Below are 20,726 nucleotides of genomic sequence, written 5' to 3'. Positions count from 1 at the left end.
CTTTCCACACAGGAGAGTCGCGCAGAACTCCCTTGTGAAAATTCAACTACTGGTTCCACTCTTTTCCGGTTGCCCGCCGCTGCCGCACGAGTTCTTGCAACTCGCTCTCGGTGACCACGGGTGGGGCTCCCGGAGGCAGGACTTGCAACGTCTTCAAAAACTCCACAATCGCTGCTTGATCTTCCTCCCGGAGGGCGGCAAATCGCTCTCGCTGTGGCCGGGCTTCTCCGGCGTGATGGAGGATCGCTTCGGTGATCGTCGTCAGATCACCCCGATGCCCATACGGAGCCGTGCTCCCCACATCCCACAGCTTCCGCGTGAGGAATTGATTCGTCGGCACGCCGTCCTGAACCCTCCGTTCATTGCAGAAGAACCGATCCTGCTCGTCGCAGATGACATGCCGCTTCAGATCGGTATAGGCCCGCACAATCGCCCGACCGTCCGGCGTTCGCTCCAGTCGAGGCATCGGCCCTTCGCGCGTCAGATCGAACGTGATTGGGCGCGCGACCTCCTCCGGGCGCAAATTCCCCGGTGGATTAAAGGGGTTGGGCTCGCTGAAGACGGGATTATCCAGAATGAGCGCCGGACGATGGCAGTCGCTGCAGCCGATTTGCTCAAAGAGCCGCTCGCCCCGCTCGGCGGCTGCTCGCCGCGCAGGATCATCCGGCCAGACGCGCCCCGGAACGTTCATCGCTGCTTGAAAGAGCGTTAGCGCGGTGATGTCTCCTACGCTCAGCTCATCCGGCACGCCGTCCTCATCGTAATCGGGCGTCGTGATGAGGTTGCCGTGACTGTCCCTCTGTCCGACACCAAAACGCTCCACGGTTTGCATTCCGTGATGATGATTCAGGGCATTGATGGAGAAGACCCGCAGGGAGACGACCGTCCCCTTCTGATTGAAGGGCTTGATGACCAAGTCTGGATCGACTCCTTCGACGCGCGACGTATCCACTGTCCCATTGGGCTGAGCTGTGATCTGGCCGAAACTGACTCCTTTCGTCACGAGCTGTTTCGTTACGGGCTGCCCCATTGACCGCGCCTCGGCTATGGCAGCCGCTCGAATAGCTTGTAGCGCCGCGCTCATCTCGCGGGCGAGCATCTCAATCGCTCCCGCTCCGTTCATCCCTAACGAGTTGCGCTCATTAGAGAATTCGGCGGAGGTGGAATCAGTCGGGGGATCGAGCGTCTGCGCCAACACGAAGACGTTCGCTGCAAAGCCCGCAGCTCCACCAATGGTCGGCTGGAAATGACAATCGGCGCAGCTTGTCGCATCCGGTCCGGAGACCCGCGAGAACCGAGGCGCATTCTTCGGATCGCGCGTGGTCGGCAGGCCGCTTCCGGTCGCCGCCGGACGCCCCTGCCCGTCGAGCACCGTCCACCGAGCCGAGAAAATCCGCTCGCCGATCTCCAGCAGCTCCTCAAACGGAATCCGACCGCTTTCAATCTCGGCCTGATCCAGATGCCTCTCCAAAGCCGGCCGCTCCCCCAAGCGCACCCTTTCCTTCTGCGCGCCGTCCCGGTTATCCCCGAAGGCGAAGACGCCTCCAAGCAAGAAACCACAAGCAGCGAGTTTTACAACCCTAGCCAGTGAAGCCCGACAAAATATCATCCACCACGTGATTGACCTCCTCAAGACCTTCCTTTTCCTCATCGATCAAGACATCCTCCTCTATTTTTTCGGGCCTTATCTATACACAAGTTTCCTGTTTCTGTCCCGTCATTGTGTCTCATTTTTGCGTCACTTTGTCTCATTTTTTCCGTCACTTTGTCTCATCTTCCCCTCACTGTGTCTTATGCGGGTCAACGGTGCCGTCATTTCTCCGTGGGTGACGGCTTCGCGTGCAGACTCTTTTGATACTCTTTGGGCGTCGCGCTGACCCAGCGCTTGAAGGCGCGCTCAAACGAGCGCAGATCAGAAAAGCCGCTGGCCTGCCAGACCTCGATCACATTGAAGCGACGGCTCGCCAACAGCCGCTTGGATCTCTCCACCCGTAAAAGACACACAAACTGCATCGGACTCAGCCCCACCTCCCGACGAAAGAGCCGATAGAAGTGAGAGCGGCTCACGCGGGCCTGGGCTGCCAGGTCTCCCACCCTAAGGGCTTCGTGAAAATTCTCCCTCAAATAGGCAAGGACCCGCGCCACCGGAACGGAATAGGACTCCAGCACCGAGGTTTCCCCTTCGAGGAGCGCGCGGATTAACTCCGTCAGATGCTCAGCCATCGTCCCTCGCCCTGCCATTAGGTCCCTCCTCAAAAGCAATCTCTCCTCCTTATCAATTTGAGGTGATCACGGCAGCACCTCCAGCGTTAGAGTCCACGTATTTCCTTTCAGGGAAACACCTTAAGCGGTCTCTAGGCCTGGATCGGGGAGGAATCCCGCAGGTCGGGTCTTACACCGATATTGCAGACGGTGAGGAAATCGCTGATGCCTCCGTGGAATCTCCCCTGAGGGAAGCCTCAACGTTCGCCTCTGAGGGCCCTTCATCATTGCCCTCCTCGGGGATGGGCCTTGCTGCCGGTCCTTATGCGGAACGGATTTTACTTTTCTCCTTATCCTTTTTCGGTCAGATCAAGAGGCTGATTCATCATCCGCTTGCCCATCGCCCGTCCACTCCAGCCCCCTCACTTCCGCCAACTGATCGGTCAATGCCGGATGCCTCCGCGCGCAGTTTTATCCTCGGTCGTTGTTCCAGGGCGATGATCTCGATTTTGTGCGTTGGCGGTCCTCGTCATGCGACTTCGGCATATAGATGGCTCGCGCAGTCTCGAGGTGCTTTCAGAAAGGTTGACCCAATTGGACGACGCGCGAAGAAGCCGTGCAGGCCTTGGAATGGCGTCTTGCTCCGTTTCGGAGCGTCCTGTATGCTTACAATTTCGGACATGTTCACGGGACTGATCGAGGAGGTCGGGCGGATTCGCCGTCTCGCGCTCATGGGTGCGGGGGGGGAACTGCAGGTCGAAGCACGTGAGGTCTTGGATGGCCTGCGCGTTGGTGAGAGCATCGCCGTCAATGGCGTGTGCCTGACGGTGACAGAGGTCGAGCGCAATGGCTTTCGTGCGCAGCTCTCGGCCGAGACGCTCCGCCGGACGACATTTGGTCAGCTTCGCCCCGGACGATTGGTGAATCTCGAACGCGCGCTTCGGGTGAGCGATCGGCTCGGCGGGCATATCGTCCAAGGCCATGTGGACGGCATCGGACGCTTGCTGGAACGGCGCCCGGAAGGAGAATCGTGGATTTTTCGCTTCGCCTTCCCCCAGGATCTTCGTCGGTATCTCGTCATCAAGGGCTCGATCGCTGTGGATGGGATCAGCCTGACGGTCGCCGGACTGAGCGAGACGTGGTTCGAGGTAGCGATCATTCCCCACACGCTGCGGATGACGAACCTTCGGGAATTACATCCTGGCGATGGCGTCAACCTCGAAGTGGACGTTCTGGCCAAGTACATCGAACGAATGATGGAACCTATGCTCGCGCACGTTCGGTCGAAACTCTCAGGGATAACGTTTGAACAGCTCAAAGCCGAGGGGTACGCGGAATGAGAGCGCGCCGAGGACGCGACGTTTCGCCTTTTGCTTCCATTCCGGAAGCCATCGAGGAGATTCGCCAGGGGCGCATGGTCATTCTCGTGGACGATGAGGATCGCGAGAACGAAGGGGATCTCTGCTGTGCCGCCGAGAAGGTCACGCCGGAGATCATCAACTTCATGGCCAAGCATGGGCGGGGGCTCATTTGCCTCTCGCTCACGCCCGAGCGATGTGAGCAGTTGAACCTCCCCCTTCAAGCTCCGGAGAATACGTCCCGGTTCGAGACAGCCTTTTGTGTCTCGATTGATGCGCGCGAAGGGATCACGACGGGCATTTCGGCGGCTGACCGCGCGCGCACGATCTTGACGGCCATTGATCCACGCACGCGTCCCTCGGATCTGGTACGTCCCGGGCACATCTTCCCATTGCGGGCGCGCGAGGGAGGGGTCCTGGTGCGCGCCGGACAGACGGAAGCGTCAGTGGACCTGGCGCGATTGGCTGGATTGACGCCCGCTGGTGTTATCTGCGAGATCATGAACGGCGATGGCACGATGGCGCGGCTCCCGCAGCTCATCTCCTTCGCGCGCCGCTTCGGTTTGAAGATCGTCACCGTGGCCGATCTCATTCGCTATCGCCTGCAACACGAGCGCGTGGTGCGCAAGCGCGCCGAGGCCATGCTCACGACCCCGTATGGAGAATTTCGCGTTTCGGCCTATGAGAATCCCATCAATGGGGAGGTTCATCTCGCGCTGGTGAAGGGGATGATCCCGCCGGACGAGCCGGTTCTCGTTCGCGTCCACACGCTTTCGATCCTCGGCGACGTCTTCCGCTCTCAAGGGGAAGAGACCGAGCTGCATCGCGCGCTGGAGCAAATCGCGCGGGAAGGGCGTGGCGTCCTGCTTTATCTGATCCGACGCGAGCATTTGGGCGAGCAACTTGTCACTTCGTTGCTTCGCCATCACACAGCCTCCGCCTGCGAGATGCCGGAGCCGGAAGTCGCAGAGCATCGGGTACCTGGAACGCTCTCTTGGGACATGCGTGACTATGGTATCGGTGCGCAAATCCTGCACGATCTCGGTGTCCGACGCATGCGATTGCTTACGAACCATCCGAAGAAGCTCGCCGCGCTCTCGGGCTTTGGCTTGGAAATCGTCGAGACGATCCCCTTCTCCGAATTGGGCGCCGATGTCGTCCCCTTTCGGACGAGAGGGCGAGCACGCGCCTGAACGAACTCCGCCCGCCATCTCGCCCCAGAGTCCGAAGGCCGCGGCATTCCCTTTCCCGAAAGGGCGGCCACGGCGAGATGCGAGCAACGCCGCAAGCCGATGTCGCATTCTGAACTCAATGTGAGGAGATCACGCCATCGCATATGAGACGTGCGAACGTCGCCATCGTCATTGCCTCCGGCGCTGGGGTGATCCTCGCGCTCGCCCTCGGACTCGCCCTTTGGACGAGGAGCGCGCACTTCGATCGGCTCTTGGAGCGAACGCTCAATGATCGGCTGCGCCCGCTGCGCCTTCGGATTGAACTGGCGGATGCGAACCTCTGGCTTTGGCGGGGCACTGTGGAGCTGCACGATGTGCGCCTCTTCCCCGGCCGACATCAGGCCCCATTGCTTCGCCTTCCCCGCGTGAGCGTGCGCTTCGAGATCGAGGACCTTTTCGCTCGCACGTTTTCCATTGCCGATCTTCGGCTCGATCGCCCACAGATTCTCATCGCGATTGATCCGAATGGGCGCCCGAACTTCGCCGATATTGACCTCTCCGCACTTCGCCGCCCGAAGGCTCCCAGGCCTTACACCTTGCGTCTGGAGCACATAGAAATCACCGACGGGAACCTCCTGGTCAACGACCGACGGCATCGCCTTCAACTCAAGGCCGAAGGCATGCTCTTCTCGCTCTTGCCCGCGGATTCGTCCCCACGCGCATCGGGAGCGATACAGCGGCTCGACCTCGCCGTGGACGAGCACGTGATCGCGCGCGCGCATTTGGAATGGCGCGCGGAGGTCGCCCGCGACCACGTGCGGTTGGAGCGCGTCCGACTCGTGGCCGATGTCGGCGATGTATTGCTGGCCGGGACGATTCGCGGATGGATGAATCCGCAATACGACCTCGTGGTGGAAGCTCTCTTGCACCTGGATCGCGTGGCGACGAACTGGCCTTCTCCAGTGATGCTTTCTGGGGATCTCGCTGTTCGCGGACGCATGCGCGGTCGGGGGCGCGCTTACCAACTCGACGCGATGGCGATGACGACGCGCGCCACGCTGTGGGGAATTCGCGTGGCGAATGGGAGCGGGGAGATTCGCACGCCTGACGCGACAGCAGCCGAGGGATCGATGGGCGCGCGCCTGCTCGTTCATCTGAAGGCGGATGCGCTCGCAGCGGCGTTCTTCCGCGCGCGCGGCGTTTCCGTGATGGGAATGCTCTCGGGGCCGACGGGTTGGCTTTTCGCGGGCAGATTGGGTGGGCGCGCGACGACGATCGGCCCCTTTCCTATTGAAGAGGTTCGCGCTCATGTGCGTCTGGGGCCGGAGCAGGCGTCTCTGGAAGACCTCGATGTGCGTATGCTCGGTGGACGAGCGCGCGGCTCGGCTCGTGTTCATTTCTCTGAGAATTCGGAAGCCCATGTGCGTTTCGACGGTGTGAGCGCTCGGGATCTCGTCGCTCGCCTCTCCTCTCGCGCGCTCCCTGTGGAAGGAACGGTGCGGGGGACCCTCACGGTTCGGTGGCCAGGGCTGGCTATTACTCGCGCCTCAGGCGCGCTCGCGATGACGATCGCGCCATCTTCAACTTCGACGACCGATGCACTCCCAGTGCGCGGCGCACTCGATCTCGCTCTATCTCCCCGAGCACTGGCGGTGAAGGCTTCTTCGCTCCTCGTCGGCCGTTCAACAGTGAACCTCTCCGGCACCGTGAATTGGAATGGCGATCTCGATCTCGTCCTTCGGGTGCGTTCGGAGGACATGGCCGAGCAACAACGATTGCTCGAAGCGTACGGCTATCGGTTGCGCGCGCTGACGCAGGACCTCGTCCCACAACTCTCCGGGACGGGCGAATACTCCCTTCGCCTCGCCAAACGCGGAGACGAGTACGCGATCTCTGGCGAAGGGGAGGTGGGTGGACTCCTATTGGCGGGAGAGCGCGTTCACTCGCTGCGCGCGCGTTTCGCGCATGCGCACGGACGATGGCAGATCGAGGAAGCGCGCATTCTTTGGGAGACGGGCGCTCGAGCAGAACTGGCGATTGAGACGACCGAAGGAAATGGCTTCGCCGTGCGGGGCCAACTTCAGCGCGTGAACGTCGAACGATGGCTGAAAGCGCTGAATCTCGAATTGCCATTTTCCGGGAAACTCTCAGGTGAGATCGCGCTCGTCGGCTTGCCCGGAATCCCAAAAGGGACAGCCCGAATCCTGTTGGAAGATGGCGCGCTCTTGCTCCTCGAACGATCCCTGCGATTTCGCCACCTGATGGGTGCTTTTCACCTCGATCCTCCGCGCTATGAGATCCGCGACGTTCGCCTCGCGCTGGATTTCGGCACGATCGCGCTTTCGGGATCGCTGCGGAGCGACGACGGAGCATACGCGCTCGCGATGAGGGCAGAGGACGTAGATTTAGCGACCTTGCTGCGCACAGTAATGGGGCGAACGCCGAACGTCGGGGGGCAGATTGCGCTCGCGCTCTCGGGCCAAGGCACGCTCTCAGATCCCCGCCTCTCCGGCGATGTGCGCGTGCGTCAGCTCTCGATCGCCGGTCGCTCAGCCGGAGAGATCGTGGCGGAGTTGAAGACGAACAACGGTCGCCTGGAGATCCCCATCACGGCCACGCTCTTTGGCCAGACGCAAACGCTTCTTGGCACGCTCGACCTCACTGATCCCGCCCTCGTTCTCGACGTACGCGCGCGATTCGAGGATTTCGCGCTGACCCCGTATCTCCGTCTCGCTCGGCGGCTCTCGGAATGGCGAGGTGCGATGAGCGGAGAGCTGCGGCTCGAATGGCCGCTCGGATCGCGCAGCGAGTTCACGAACACTCGGCTGCCAGCGAACCGCACGACCGATGTGCGCGCCATGCTCGCTCTCTCACGTCTGAATCTCGTCATCAACGAATATGCCCTTCAGACGCGCCGACCGTTCGCATTACACATGCGCGGGCGACTGTTGAGAATCGAACCCGCCGCGCTAGTCGGCGAGAACACGAGCCTCGATTTGAGCGGCACGATAGATCTCGGCGAATTCCTCGGAGGACCGACGGGTCGCGGTCACGAGTTGGATTTGAACGGGTTGGTGGACCTGCGCCTTTTGCGCGGCCTATATCCCGGCCTCTTCGCTTCGGGGCGAGCGACGATTCGCGCGTCCCTGCGGGGATCGTTTGAGGAGCCGCGCTTGAGCGGCCTCATGGAGATCGAGGATCTCGCGCTGCGCGTGCTCGATTGGCCGGTCGCGCTCACCCATGGACAAGGGCGCATCCGGTTCACGGCCTCACAAGCGCTGATCGAGAACCTGCGCGCTCAAGCGAACGGCGGCGACGTGACCGTGAGCGGCGGGCTCTTGCTCAGGAACCTTCGCGCCGACCAATGGCGAATCATCGTTCGCAGCGAAGCCATCGCCCTCACATATCCTCGCGGACTTCGCTCCATCGTAGACGGGACGCTCACGCTGCAAGGGAACCGACAATTGCAAATCCTCTCGGGCACGATCACCGTACGCCGCTCCGAATACACTCAAGACGTGGACCTGGCGCAACTCATCCTCGCTCAGGCGGGCGAGCGACTGCGGCTCTCGCTCCTCGACGCGCCGATCCGCCCCCCATTGTCGCTTGACATCCGCGTCCAGGCGCTGGACACGCTCTTGGTTCGGAACAATCTCGCCGATGCTGTTGGGAGCGCCTCGCTGCATGTCGGAGGAACGCTGGCCTCCCCCGTCATCTCCGGGAACGTGATCGTCACGCGCGGCGTCGTGCGCTTCCGCAATCGCGAGTATCAGATCACGCGGGGGCGAATTGATTTCCCTCGCGATGGGACGGCGGCGGGCGCGCCTCGCTTTCAGCTCGAAGCGGAGAGCGACATCGCCGGATACCGCGTGATCGTCGGACTCCTCGGAACGCTCGACCGATTTCAGACGACGCTTCGCTCGGAGCCGACGTTGCCTTCGGAACAAATCCTCTCGCTAATCGCGACGGGCGAACTCTCGCAGCGCGCTATCTCCTCAACGACAGTGCCAACGGGATTGGGAACGGCGGCCAACTTGCTCATCGGCGAGCTGACGCACCGCGCTGAGGAATTCACGGGGAAGATCTTCGGCATCAACCGCTTTCAAATTGACCCACTGATCGTTGGCCGAGGTTCCGATCCGACCGCGCGTCTCACCATCGGGCGACAGATCAATCGCAATCTCTCCATCCTCTACGCGACGAACCTTTCAGGTCCTCAGGAACAGGTCATCATCGTCGAGTATCGCCTGAGCGACCGCTTCTCGCTCGTGGGGACGCGCGACCAAGACGGGAATTTCAGCTTTGATTTGCGAATCCGAAAGCGCTTCTGAACGAGCATGGAGCGAATCGGACGATCCGTCGCGCATCGGACCACCGCGGAGATCCCACCGCGGGAGAGACTTCGACAGGCGTCGGCAGCTATCATCGCTCGAAATCCCATCTGCTCGTTCTGCCCCTGGATGCATCGGGGGCTTCTTCTCGGTCTTGCACTGCTTTTGCCCGGCGCCCTGCGCGCGCAAGTGGAGCGTCCGACGTTGGCGTCCCTTCAAGGAAAGCCCATCGCTCAAATCGAGCTTCTTGTGAACGAGAAGCCCATCACGGATCCCCAGGACGAACTGCGGCGTGTCCTTCCGCTTCGGATCGGTGATCCTCTGCGTCTGGCGGACGTGCGTCGTGCGATCTCAGTGCTCTACGAATCCGCGCTCGCTTCCAACGTCATCGTGGAGGCCGAGGATATGCCTTCGGGCGTGCGGCTGCGATTCCGCCTCTCTCCGCAGCCACGGATCGGGCGCGTGAGCATGCAAGGCGCAGATCCCGACGTACAAGCGCGCCTGCTACTGCGACTCGGCGAATTAGCCCCCGGCGCGCGCTTCACCGAAGCTCTCCTCGCTCGCGCGGCGGAGGAGATCGTCGAGTTCTATCACGGCCTCGGATTCTTCGACTGCGAAGTCACTCCGGAAGTGACTTTCACCGATGACGGCCGGACGGCCAACGTGCTCTTTCGGATCGCTCCGGGTCCGCCGGCGCGCGTGGCCGAGGTGCGGATCACCGGCGAGGTGAGGCTCGATCGCAAAGAGCTGCTCGCGCGTTTGGAGAGTAAGCCCGGCGCGCTCTTCGATGCGCTGCGTCTGCAGAGCGATGTGCAGCGGATTCGCGAGCTGCATCTTCGGCGCGGATATCTGGCGCCGCGCATCGCCTCCCCGCGCTTGGAGCGCGCCGAGGGCGAGAATGCCCTCATCGTGGAGATCGCCGTCGAATCCGGTCCACAGGTCGAGGTCCAAGTCGAAGGATTCCCGCTCTCCGCGGAACAGCGGCATCAACTGCTCCCGATCCTTCGCCAAGGAGGCTTGGACGAAGCGACATTGGAAGAAGGACGGCTGAATCTCCTCGACTACGTCCAGCGTCAGGGATATTTCTTCGCCGAGGTGACGGTGACGCGCGCGGAGGCGGACGATCGCGTTCGCGTTCGCTATGAGATCCAACGAGGACGACGATACGCGCTGCGCGCCATTCGCGTGGAGGGGACATCGGCCGTCACCCTGGAACAGCTTCGTCCGCGCCTGGGCTCGGTCATCGGCGGACGGTGGGGACGAGGCCTCACCAGTCGTCAGCTCATGCAGCGCGATCAACAGGCCATCGTCGAAGCTTTGCGCGAACAGGGATACGCTCGCGCCCGCATGATCGCCGCGCGCCTGGCGGTTAGCTTGACCAAGGAGGACCTCCTCATCATTTACGCCGTGGACGAAGGGCCACGCTTGATCCTCGCGCAAGTGAATGTCGAAGGCGCGCGCGCTTTCTCTCCCGAGGAGTTGGTGCGGGCGAGTGGACTGCAAATCGGTGCTCCTTTTGTCGAAGCGCGCGTGCGCGACGCCATCGCTCGTCTCACCGAAATGTATGCGGATCGGGGCTATGCCGAAGCCACGATTACTCCCTTGATCCGCGAAGACGATGCGCACCGCGTCGCCGTGACGTTTCGCGTCCATGAGGGCGAGCCGTTGCGGATTGGATCCATCCTCATCCGAGGTAACCGCATCACCCGCGATCAAGCGATCCGGCGCTACGTGAGCTTTCGCGAAGGAGAATGGCTCCGTCCCGCCGAGCTGACGCGCAGCGAGGAACGCCTGTACGGCACCGGCGCCTTCCGTCGCGTCTCCATCACTGCGGAGGCGATCGAAGCGAATCCCTCCTCGCACGCCGTGCGCGATGTGCGCATCGAAGTGGACGAAGCCCCGCGCTATCAGTTGACCTACGGTTTTGGCTTCCGCACCGACGATGGACCGCGTGGCCTGCTCGAGCTCTCCGATGCCAACTTTCTCGGCCAACTCCGCACAGCCGCATTTCGCCTCCGCGCGAGCCGCCGTGAGCAAACCGGACAGCTCTCGTTCACCGATCCGAAGTTCTTCGGCACAGATTTCTCCTCTCTCGCCTCCGTCCTCTTCCAACGGCAGGAAGAGATCGCCTTCGACGCGAGCCGCTTGAGCATCCTCGCGCAGGTGGAGCGGTCCATTGGACCGCGCAGCTCCTTCCTCTTCCGCTACACGTTCAGCAACGTGATCATCTCCAATGTGACGGAGCCCGAGGAATTGCGTCGAGAGGATACGACGGTGCAACTCGGTCGGCTCTCCACCTCCTTCGTGCACGATTCGCGCGATAATCCGTTCGATCCGATGCACGGGACGTTCACGACGCTGGATGTCGCTATTGTCTCTCGGTTCCTCGGTGGAAGCGAGAACTTCGTGCGCTTCTTCGGCGAGCATCAACGCATGTATCGGCTTACCCCCCTGGCCGACGTCACCTTCGCATCGAACGTGCGCGTGGGGCTTGCGCGCCCCTACGGACGTTCGCTGACGATCCCCATCAGCGAGCGCTTCTTCGCTGGCGGTTCGACGACCTTGCGCGGCTTCGGTTTCGAACAAGCGGGGCCGCGCGCGCCCGATCCGAATCGCCCGGGTCAGACGCGTCCGTTCGGTGGTAACGCGCTCGTCATCGTGAACGCGGAATTGCGCTTTCCCGTGCTGCGCGCTTTGCGCCTCGGCGGAGCGATCTTCTACGACGGAGGGAACGTCTTCGCGCGCATCTCCGACATGAGTCTCCGTGATTTCACGCACACGGTGGGTCTCGGCTTGCGCATTAAGACCCCACTCGGTCCCCTGCGACTCGATTTCGGCGCTCTGCTCCGGCGCGCGCCCGGCGTTCCACGCACGCAACTGCATCTCACTTTCGGGAATCCCTTCTGAGGCGGCGCGAGATGAATGCGCTCCGGCAAAGCGACGCCAACAGTGAATCCCGCGCGACGCGATGGAGCGCGCGTCATTTCCACGGGCACGTCTTCCTGGCGCGATTTCTTCGGGGAGCGCTCCTCGGCTTGCTCGTCTTTCCCTTCCCGACTTCCGCACAGACGATCCTCGTGGATCGCATCGCCGCTGTCGTCAACGGCATGGTGATCACCGAGAGCGACATCCTCTGGTATCTCGCGTTGGATCCGGAGATACCTGAGGGGACATTCTCCGAAGATCTGAAAGCGCGCGCTTTGCAACAGCTCATTGATCAAGCGCTCCTTCACCAAGAAGCCGAGAAACTTCCGACGCTCACCATCGCGGAATCAGAGATCGAGGACTATCTCGCTCAACTGCGCGCGCGTTTCCCCTCCGAGGGCGCGTTCCGACGCCGTCTAGCAGCCGTCGGACTGGACGAGCGGACGCTTCGCGAGATCGCTCGCCGTCGGATGGAGATCTTGCGCTTCATTGATTTCCGCTTCCGTTCCTTCGTCTTCGTGAGCGAACAGGAAGTGCAGGGATATTACGAGGGCCATGTCGTCTCGGAAGCGCAACGACGCGGGACGACGCCTCCTTCGCTCGAGCAGGTTCGCTCACTCATCGAGCGCATCCTTCGCGAGGAGAAGACGAAAGCGGAGATGATCGCGTGGCTCGATGACGCGCGCCGAACAGCCGAGATCGTCCTCTATCCCCCGTACCGCTCTCTCCTGAAGTGAACGAAGGAGCCCCCTCAAAAATGCGCTCGGGAGGTGGTGTGGGCCCTCCAGGACTCGAACCTGGAACCAACGGATTATGAGTCCGCTGCTCTGACCGGTTGAGCTAAGGGCCCGTGATCCTGAAAAAGAGTTTGCCCGTTCTCGGGACCCGTGTCAAGCACTGAGGGATTCGTGAGATGGACTCTCGCTCAGAGGCTCAGTGAAGCACGAGCGAGTTCCCCGATGACACGCCACGCCCGTCTGCTCCACGAGATAGAGCAACGTGTCTCGATCGCAATCTACTAAGATCGCGCGCACGCGTTGAACGTGACCGGATGTCTCCCCTTTCCTCCATAATCGGTTGCGCGAACGACTGAAGTAATGGGCGTATCCGGTGCGCAACGTCTGTTCGACGGCTTCACGATTGGCGAAAGCCACCATGAGTACCTCGCGCGTCGTCGCCTCTTGCACGACAACGGGCACGAGTCCACCGGACTTCTGAAAGTCCACGTCATCGAGCGGAACGCCGGTCATAATCGCACCTCGACTCCCCGCTCGCGAAGAAAGCGCTTCACGTGCGGGATGGGATATTTGCCGTAGTGAAAGATGGAAGCGGCGAGGGCGGCATCCGCGCCTCCGATGGTCAAGACGTCGAGGATATGCTGAGGATGTCCACAGCCGCCACTGGCGATCACCGGGATGCGTACGCATTCGGCGATCGCGCGCGTCAGGTCGAGATCGTATCCCGCTTCCGTCCCGTCGCGATCAATGGAGGTCAGCAGGATCTCTCCCGCGCCCAGGGCTTCCGCTTCCCGCGCCCAAGCGATGGCGTCGCGCCCTGTCGGTCGCCGCCCTCCGTGCGAATAGACCTCGAACCAAAGGCGCTCGCCTTCCTGGCGCCGTCGCGCGTCAATGGCGACGACGACGCATTGTCGCCCGAACGTCTCGCTCAATTCACGAATGAGCGCGGGACGCTCAAGCGCCGCCGTGTTCACGGAGACTTTATCAGCACCACTGCACAAGATGAGGCGCGCGTCCTCCAACGTGCGAATTCCTCCTCCGACAGTGAAGGGGATATCGAGCGTGCTCGCCACGCGCTCCACCCACGCGCGCATCGTCTGTCGGTGTTCGATCGAGGCCGTGATGTCGAGGAAGACCAACTCGTCGGCGCCCTCCTCTCGATAGCGAGAGGCCAACTCCACCGGATCTCCCGCATCTCGAAGAGCGAGAAAATGCGTCCCTTTTCGAACGCGCCCTTGATCCACATCCAGACATGGGATGATGCGCTTGGTCAATCCCATCGCCTCATGCTTCCGAAGGACGTTCCGCATCGGACGAAGGAATGCTCCGGCGCTCTTCCTCAGCGAGCGCTCGACGAATTTCCTCAAGCGTCATCCACCCTTCATAAAGCGCCTTTCCGATCACTACGCCTTCGATTCCGGCGCGCTTCAATTCCACGACGTCGGAGACTCGACTGATCCCTCCGCTCGCTAGGATGCGGACATCTGAGACGGCGCTCAGCTCCGCGTAGATGTGAAAATCCGGACCGCTCAACGTCCCATCGCGTTCGACAGCGGTCACGAGGAATCGTCGGACGCCATAATCGCGAAATCGCGAGAGCGCTTCTTCGACAGTGACCGACGTCGGCCGCGTCCATCCCTCCGTCACGACGCGCTCTCGCGAGAAGTCGAGCGCGACGACGATCCGCTCCGGCCCGAAAGCTTCGATCAACCGACCGACGCAGGCCGGATCCTTCATGGCCAGTGTTCCAAGAACGATGCGCGCGACTCCTCGCTCGAGCCACTCCCGCGCCGCGCGCTCGCTACGAATCCCTCCACCCAATTGCACCGGGATCGTCACCCCCCTCACGAGCTGCTGAATCACGGAGAAATTCGAGCCCAACCCGAGCGCCGCATCCAAATCCACGAGATGCAAGGCATCGGCCTTTTGCTCCTGCCACCGCTTGGCGGTCGCCATCGGATCGGCGCTGTAGACCTTCGCCGTCGCGATCTGGCCGCGCGTCAAGCGCACGACTTTTCCCATGAAGAGATCCAACGCCGCTAAGAGTTCCATCGCTCCCTCGCTATGGCGAGAAAGTTCTCGAGCACGCGTCGTCCGACCCCCCCCGATTTCTCGGGATGGAATTGCATGCCGAAGAGCACGCCCTCGGCGACGATCGCCGGAAACGTCCGGCCATATTCCGCCTCCGCGAGGATGATCGTGGGATCCTCCGGATACGGATGATACGAATGGACGAAGTAAACCCACGCGCCGTCTTCGATTCCCTCGAGGAGACGATGCCGCTGCCGCACGCGCAGGGCGTTCCATCCGATGTGCGGCACCTTCACCGAATTCGGCAAGCGCACAACGCGCCCGCGGAAGAAGCTGAGACCGCGCCCCGCTCCCTCTTCGCTCTCCTCAAAGAGGATCTGCATACCGAGGCAGATGCCGAGAATCGGCTTTCCATCCGCAAGCCATTGCTGCAAGCGATCTCGCATCTCGCCGAGGCGTTCCGCTACTGGCGTGAAATGGCCAACGCCGGGGAGGACGAGCGCGGCGAAATCTTGCTCCGAGGGGAATTCCGCTGCGACGACGGGTTCCACCCCCGCTCGCTCCAACGCCGCGCACAAGCTGAACAAGTTCCCGACGCCGTAATCGAGCACGAGGACGCGCACGTCAGATCACCCCCTTGGAACTCGGCACGCCCGAGCGCTGCGGATCCGAACTCATGGCCGTGCGAAGCGCAAGGGCGAAGGCCTTCATCCCAGCTTCGATCTTGTGATGATCGTTCTCCCCATACAGCACGACGATGTGCACGCAGGCTTCCATCGCCGTCGCCAAGGAACGAAGGAAATGCGCGACGTCCTCGCGAGGCATGTCCTCGATCATCTCTCGTTGGAGTTTGAGATCCGTGACGCTGAAGGGACGACGCGCCAAATCCACGCTCGCGAGCGCCAGCGCCTCATCCAAGGGAACGAGCGCCGAGCCAAAGCGTCGGATCCCCTCCCGCTCACCGAGCGCCTGATTCATCGCCGCGCCGAGCGCCAGCGCCACGTCCTCGACGAGATGATGCACGAGATCACCCGTGGCCGTGACCGTCAAATCCATGAGGCTGTGATGAGCGAACACTTCGAGGATGTGCGCGAGAAAGGCGGGGCGTAATTCCACTTTCGCACGTCCCTGCCCATCAAGAAGGACTTCGACGACGATGTTCGTCTCGCGTGTCGTGCGATGTACGCGAGCCCGTCTCTCCATCCGACCTCCTCCTTTCGCTCACGCCCGACGAAACAGCTCAGGCAATTCGTTCACCGTCGGCAGAATCGCTGCAGCGCGCCGAGCGCGAAACCACGCGATCTTCTCTCGTGCCCCGTATCCCGTATTGTAAACCCCGACGAATGCGAAGCGCGCATCGCACGCGCGCTCGACCATGAGAGCATCCTCAGTCGAATCCCCGACGTACAACGCCTGTCGAAAATCTCCCATCGCGCGAGCAGCCCGCCACAGACCATACGGCTCCGGCTTCCCGATCGTCATTCCTGTCGGGGCGTTCCCCCATTCGTCTTCTAAAAAGACGAGGGCCTCCGGGTTGAACGCATCGAGTCGCTCTCCCAACGTCCGACGCGCTGATTCGCGCGATCGTCCGGAGACGATCCCTAAGCGCATCCGTCCGAACGTTCGCAATAACCATCCGAGCACTTCATCGGTGAGGATCGGGCGCTCTCGTTCCATGAGCCCAGGTCCCAAATGAAATCGCGGTTCCCATCCGAATTGCTCGCGGCAGTAGGCAGCGCCATAAAACAGCTCGTTGAACACGCGGATGACGAGGCTCTGCTCGGGCTCTCCCGGATAGCGAAGGAACCTCTGAAGCGCTTGAAACGCTTCTCGACGGCGACCCGCTATTCCCCATTCCTCGAGGATCGTTCGCTCGATCGAGGAAAGACCGGAGCTGTCGGCGCGTTCGGCCAGCTCGAGAAGTCGACGCCGCATCGCCGCTGACGGAAACGGATGGCGCAGCTCGATCACTTCCTCCACCGTCTTCGGACGACGCAGGCGTCCGACGTATGCCATGAATCGCTCGGCTGCGTCGCGAAGCTCTCGATTGGCCAACTCCCCATCCACTTGAAGGAAATCTTCCACCCATCGCTCGGGCAATTGAACGGCGATCCCCCATAAGATGGCGCACACCGTGTCCCAGTCGTTGTTGAATCCTCCGCTCCGTCGAAACTGATAAATGAGCCGTCGCGAGACCGGACGTGTGATCGGGCGCTGCGCGAGCTTGCTCAAGATGTACGAGACCGTTTCTCGAATCGCGAGATCGTACGACGGTCGGATGTCGATCAACACCCCATCGCAATCGAATAGGACGACGTCCACCGATGGCGCCTCGACAGCCCAATCCTCCCGAACATACACGATCCCCGCTCGAGTCCGTCGTTCGCGATAGTTCATCCGAGGGCCTCCTGAACCCGCGCGATCAACGCCCGATTCGTCTCCGGCGAGCCGACAGTCGCGCGCAGACACGCCCCATAACCGAGTACTTCGCCGACGTATTTCACGCGCAAGCCGTGTTCGGCCAGATGCCGCCAGACCATGTTCGCTCGATCACCGACTTCGAAGAGGACGAAGTTCGTCTGCGAGGGAAACGCGCGCACCCCCAAGGTCTGCAATGCCCGCCGCAGCCACTCGCGCTCCCGCTTGACGGTCTCGATGGTCGCGCGCACTTCTTCATACGCCTCCAAAAGGAGCCGGGCGAGTCGCACGGCGAATGCGTTCACCGGATAGGGATATTGCACTTTCTCGGCGAAAAGACGACTGAGACGCGGAGGCGCCAAAAGATAGCCGAGTCGCATCCCCGCCAATCCGAACGCCTTCGAGAACGTCCGCAGCAGAACTACGTTGGTCGAACGCGCCAGGAGCGGCAGCGCCGTCTCCGATGCGAATTCGACATAAGCTTCGTCCACGATAAGAAGGCCGGAGAACTCTCGCGCCAAGTGCTCGATCTCAGCCAAGGGGAATTGATTTCCCGTCGGATTGTTCGGGGAGCAGAGGAAGAGCACGCGCGCTCCGTGCGCTGCTCGCGCGAGCGCTTCCAAATCGAGGGAGAAATCTTCCCGCAATGGGACTTCGATCACCCGCGCTCCAGCGAACGCGCAGCGAATCCGATAGAAGGAATACGTGGGCGCGATCGTCACCGCTGTCGCTCCAGGCTCCAGGAAAGCCTGCGCCACGAGATCGATGAGCTGATCCCCACCACTTCCCAAGACGATGTGCTCGGGCTCGATCCCAAGATAGCGACTGAGGTCTCGCACCAAGGCCCGCGCGTCTCCGATGGCGTAGAAGCGAGGATCGAGCGTCTCCACAGCGCGCTGCGCCAACGTCACAAGGAGCGCCTTCGGCAAAAGGACATTCTCATTCGCATCGAGTTTGCCTTCCGACAGCTCGTCCCCTTCGGGGATCGGATACCCCTCCAGAGCGTCCAGCTCGTCGAGTCGCTGTTCCCACCACGCCCTCATCTCTTCATCCGATGGTCAAGACCTCGCACGCGTTCCTCTAAGGCGCGATAGTGATTCGGCAACCCTTCGGCGAGAGCGAGGATGCGCACCGGTTCCACGAATTGCGCGAGACTGCGCCGCGCGCATTCGGCGTACGTCACCCGTTTCAGGAAATCGAGGACCGAGAGACCAGAATAAGCGGCTGCCGTCCCCCCCGTGGGTAAGACGTGATTCGTGCCCAACACGTAATCGCTCGCACTCGCCGGGGAATGCGAACCAATGAGCACGAGTCCGGCCCGCGAGATGCCGCGCGCGACGCTTCTCGGACGCCGCGTCATGACTTGCACATGTTCGGGGGCCAAGGCATTTGCGAAGCGCACGAGCAAATCGAGATCCCCTTCCGCATAGAGCAGGAACCCTCGCCGAGCAAGCGCCTGCTGGATGATCGCACGACGCTCCGCCGTCGTGAGTCGTGCACGGAGTGCTCGCGCCGTCTCCTGCGCCAAATGACGAGAGGTCGCCAGCAACCCACAAAGACTGTCCTCCCCATGCTCGGCCTGTGCCACGAGATCAGCGGCGATCGCTTGCGGCGATGCCGTCTCGTCGGCCACGATGACCAGCTCGCTCGGCCCAGCCGGCAAATCAATCCCCACGCGCTCGGCAGCCAAAAGTTTCGCGGCCACAACATACGGTCCACCCGGCCCCACGATTTTCTCCACCGATGGGATCGTCGCCGTCCCGTAGGCGAGCGCTGCAATCGCCGTTGCTCCTCCTACGCGATATATCTCGGTGATCCCGCAGAGATCGGCCGCGACGAGAACGAGGGGATGAATCTCGCCCGTCTCTTGCCTCGGAGGGGAACAAATCACGATTCGCTCGACCCCAGCCAAGCGCGCGGGCACGACGTTCATGAGCACGGAGCTGGGATACGCCGCCTTTCCCCCCGGGACGTAACATCCCACACTTCGGATGGGACAATGCGCGCTCTCAATGACGACACCATCGGCGACGACGCGGACGCGCTTCAAGGCCTCGAGCCAACGTCGCTCGGCGCGTTCCAATCGGCGCCGCACCAACCGGAGTGCCGCGATCGCTTCGCGTGAAACCTCGCCGTAGGCCGCGCGAACGGCCTCCGGTTCGACCCGCAGCCGGTCCCGCGAGAGCACGACGCCATCGAATCGCGCCACATATTCCAGAAGCGCTTCATCCCCCCGCCTCCGAACGTCCTCTAGGATGCGGTGCACCTGTTCCCACACTGCTTTCGAGAGACCACGACGCTCGCGAATCTCCCGCAATCGCCGTTCAAAAGTACGCTGCGTCAACGCCCGAATCGGAATGAGCCATTTTTTACTCATGGGCCTCGTTGCGCGCGATCTCCTCCAAGGGCAAGATCTGTTGCGGTTCGTGAACGACGAGTCCCTGCGCTAATCGGCGAAGGGCGGGAAGCAGCGTGAGGAACTGCTGCTTCTCAACAATCGTATTCACCGAGTACCACCCGGGGGCCGAAAGCGGACTGACCGTCGGTCGCTTCAAGGCAGGCAGCGCCCGCAATAGCTCCTCCAAGTTCTCTTGCCGCACGTTCACGAAAATGTGGAGCTTCTTCTCGCTGTCAATCACGCCCTTGAGCAGCGTCATGATGTCGTAGATCTTCTCCCGCTTCTGCCGATCCCGCAGCGCGCGCCGATTGGCGATCAAAACAGCCGTGGACTCCAAAATCGTTTCGATCGGTTTGAGATTGTTCCGCTCCAGCGTCGTCCCCGTCTCGATGACGTCAACAATGACGTCCGTATCCTCAGGGGGTTTCGCCTCCGTGGCCCCGAACGAGAGATAGATGCTCACGCGATCGTTCGTCCCACGTCGCCACCAGGGCGTGACGATGAGCGGTTCCTTCCGTCCGAATTTCCGGCGATAGAGCGGATTGGCCTTCACATAGTCCGCCGTGATGTTCAAATACTCGGCGGAAATGCGGACTTTCCGCCCCTGGCGCCAGAACTTCCGAAAGAGATCCGTCAGCGAAGCGACATCCACGTCTTTCGGAACCGCGACGACCAATTTCACTCGCCCATATTCCAGATCCAAAAGGGTCTCAACATCCGCGCGCCCTTCTTGAATCCAATCCTTCCCCGTGATTCCGACATCATGCAGTCCTTCGGCGACGAAGATCGGAATCTCCTGCGGGCGGAGGATTTTCAGCTCGATCTGCGGATCGCTGATCTTCGGCCGATATGTACGCTCCCGGCCATAGATCTTGTACCAGGCTCGTTCCAGGAGATCGAACGTTGCTTTCTCGAGCGATCCCTTCGGGATCGCGAATTTCACCAGAGCCATCTCATGCTCCCACAGCGTTCGAGAAATCCTTCAGCTTCTCTCCCTCACCACGTCGAAAAGATTCCAATTTAAAAGGACGGGTGTCGGCCATGTCAAGGATGGCTCGGGAACCACGCCGACGTCAGTCGCAGCGATGGGAGGCCGAAAGAGGCAAGGCCCAGGTTTTTCCCCTTTTGCCTGCTTCCTTCCCAAGGGCTATACT

Annotated in this window: 16 protein-coding genes and 1 tRNA gene; 5 read left to right on the top strand and 12 right to left on the bottom strand. The window is 61.7% G+C overall.

The window, feature by feature from the left end:
* Positions 1-46: 46 nt before the first annotated feature.
* Both NZ746_00435 and NZ746_00430 read right to left on the bottom strand, forming a co-directional pair.
* Entirely contained in the window at positions 47-1,471 is a 1,425-nt protein-coding gene (locus NZ746_00435; protein ID MCS6815825.1) for a hypothetical protein, read from the bottom strand.
* 341 nt (positions 1,472-1,812) lie between these two features.
* Positions 1,813-2,241 (bottom strand): AraC family transcriptional regulator, encoded by a 429-nt coding sequence (locus NZ746_00430; GenBank protein ID MCS6815824.1) that lies wholly within the window; start codon positions 2,239-2,241, stop codon positions 1,813-1,815.
* Between the two features lie 641 nt (positions 2,242-2,882).
* Here NZ746_00430 and NZ746_00425 point away from each other — a divergent pair.
* The 5 genes from NZ746_00425 to NZ746_00405 all read left to right on the top strand — a co-directional run bounded on the left by NZ746_00425 (position 2,883) and on the right by NZ746_00405 (position 12,725).
* Entirely contained in the window at positions 2,883-3,542 is a 660-nt protein-coding gene (locus tag NZ746_00425) for a riboflavin synthase (GenBank protein MCS6815823.1), read from the top strand.
* Positions 3,539-4,753 carry a 3,4-dihydroxy-2-butanone-4-phosphate synthase gene (ribB, locus tag NZ746_00420; GenBank protein ID MCS6815822.1) on the top strand — a complete coding sequence of 405 codons (1,215 nt, stop codon included), beginning with the start codon at positions 3,539-3,541 and terminating at the stop codon, positions 4,751-4,753. Before NZ746_00425 ends, ribB begins: the two co-directional genes overlap by 4 nt.
* Before the next feature lie 143 nt (positions 4,754-4,896).
* Positions 4,897-9,063 carry a translocation/assembly module TamB domain-containing protein gene (locus NZ746_00415; protein MCS6815821.1) on the top strand — a complete coding sequence of 1,389 codons (4,167 nt, stop codon included), beginning with the start codon at positions 4,897-4,899 and terminating at the stop codon, positions 9,061-9,063.
* A gap of 6 nt (positions 9,064-9,069) precedes the next feature.
* Entirely contained in the window at positions 9,070-11,970 is a 2,901-nt protein-coding gene (gene bamA / locus NZ746_00410) for an outer membrane protein assembly factor BamA (protein MCS6815820.1), read from the top strand.
* 11 nt (positions 11,971-11,981) lie between these two features.
* Positions 11,982-12,725 (top strand): SurA N-terminal domain-containing protein, encoded by a 744-nt coding sequence (locus tag NZ746_00405; protein ID MCS6815819.1) that lies wholly within the window; start codon positions 11,982-11,984, stop codon positions 12,723-12,725.
* Positions 12,726-12,764: 39 nt separating this feature from the next.
* Here NZ746_00405 and NZ746_00400 read toward each other — a convergent pair.
* The 10 genes from NZ746_00400 to hisG all read right to left on the bottom strand — a co-directional run bounded on the left by NZ746_00400 (position 12,765) and on the right by hisG (position 20,524).
* Positions 12,765-12,838: transfer RNA gene (locus NZ746_00400), tRNA-Ile, on the bottom strand.
* 40 nt (positions 12,839-12,878) lie between these two features.
* Entirely contained in the window at positions 12,879-13,238 is a 360-nt protein-coding gene (hisI, locus tag NZ746_00395) for a phosphoribosyl-AMP cyclohydrolase (GenBank protein ID MCS6815818.1), read from the bottom strand.
* A complete protein-coding gene (gene hisF / locus NZ746_00390; GenBank protein ID MCS6815817.1) occupies positions 13,235-14,005 on the bottom strand; it encodes an imidazole glycerol phosphate synthase subunit HisF in 771 nt (256 codons plus the stop codon). Before hisF ends, hisI begins: the two co-directional genes overlap by 4 nt.
* Positions 14,006-14,009: 4 nt before the next feature.
* Positions 14,010-14,777 carry a 1-(5-phosphoribosyl)-5-[(5-phosphoribosylamino)methylideneamino]imidazole-4-carboxamide isomerase gene (hisA, locus tag NZ746_00385; protein ID MCS6815816.1) on the bottom strand — a complete coding sequence of 256 codons (768 nt, stop codon included), beginning with the start codon at positions 14,775-14,777 and terminating at the stop codon, positions 14,010-14,012.
* Positions 14,765-15,379, bottom strand: a complete 615-nt coding sequence (gene hisH / locus NZ746_00380) for an imidazole glycerol phosphate synthase subunit HisH (GenBank protein MCS6815815.1) — start codon at positions 15,377-15,379, stop codon at positions 14,765-14,767. The genes hisA and hisH overlap by 13 nt, the downstream gene beginning before the upstream one ends.
* A 1-nt stretch (position 15,380) precedes the next feature.
* Positions 15,381-15,959, bottom strand: coding sequence for an imidazoleglycerol-phosphate dehydratase HisB (gene hisB / locus NZ746_00375; GenBank protein MCS6815814.1), 579 nt, complete (start codon positions 15,957-15,959; stop codon positions 15,381-15,383).
* An 18-nt stretch (positions 15,960-15,977) separates the two neighbouring features.
* On the bottom strand, positions 15,978-17,153 hold the full coding sequence (locus tag NZ746_00370; protein MCS6815813.1) for a hypothetical protein: 1,176 nt from the start codon (positions 17,151-17,153) through the stop codon (positions 15,978-15,980).
* Complete coding sequence (gene hisC, locus NZ746_00365) at positions 17,150-18,217, bottom strand: histidinol-phosphate transaminase (protein MCS6815812.1); 1,068 nt, start codon at positions 18,215-18,217, stop codon at positions 17,150-17,152. Before hisC ends, NZ746_00370 begins: the two co-directional genes overlap by 4 nt.
* A complete protein-coding gene (gene hisD / locus NZ746_00360) occupies positions 18,214-19,551 on the bottom strand; it encodes a histidinol dehydrogenase (protein MCS6815811.1) in 1,338 nt (445 codons plus the stop codon). The genes hisC and hisD overlap by 4 nt, the downstream gene beginning before the upstream one ends.
* Entirely contained in the window at positions 19,544-20,524 is a 981-nt protein-coding gene (gene hisG, locus NZ746_00355; protein MCS6815810.1) for an ATP phosphoribosyltransferase, read from the bottom strand. The genes hisD and hisG overlap by 8 nt, the downstream gene beginning before the upstream one ends.
* Positions 20,525-20,726: the final 202 nt, after the last annotated feature.

Source organism: Blastocatellia bacterium, from assembly GCA_025055075.1.
Taxonomy (GTDB): domain Bacteria; phylum Acidobacteriota; class Blastocatellia; order HR10; family HR10; genus HR10.
This window is presented reverse-complemented; position numbering and strand designations above follow the sequence as displayed.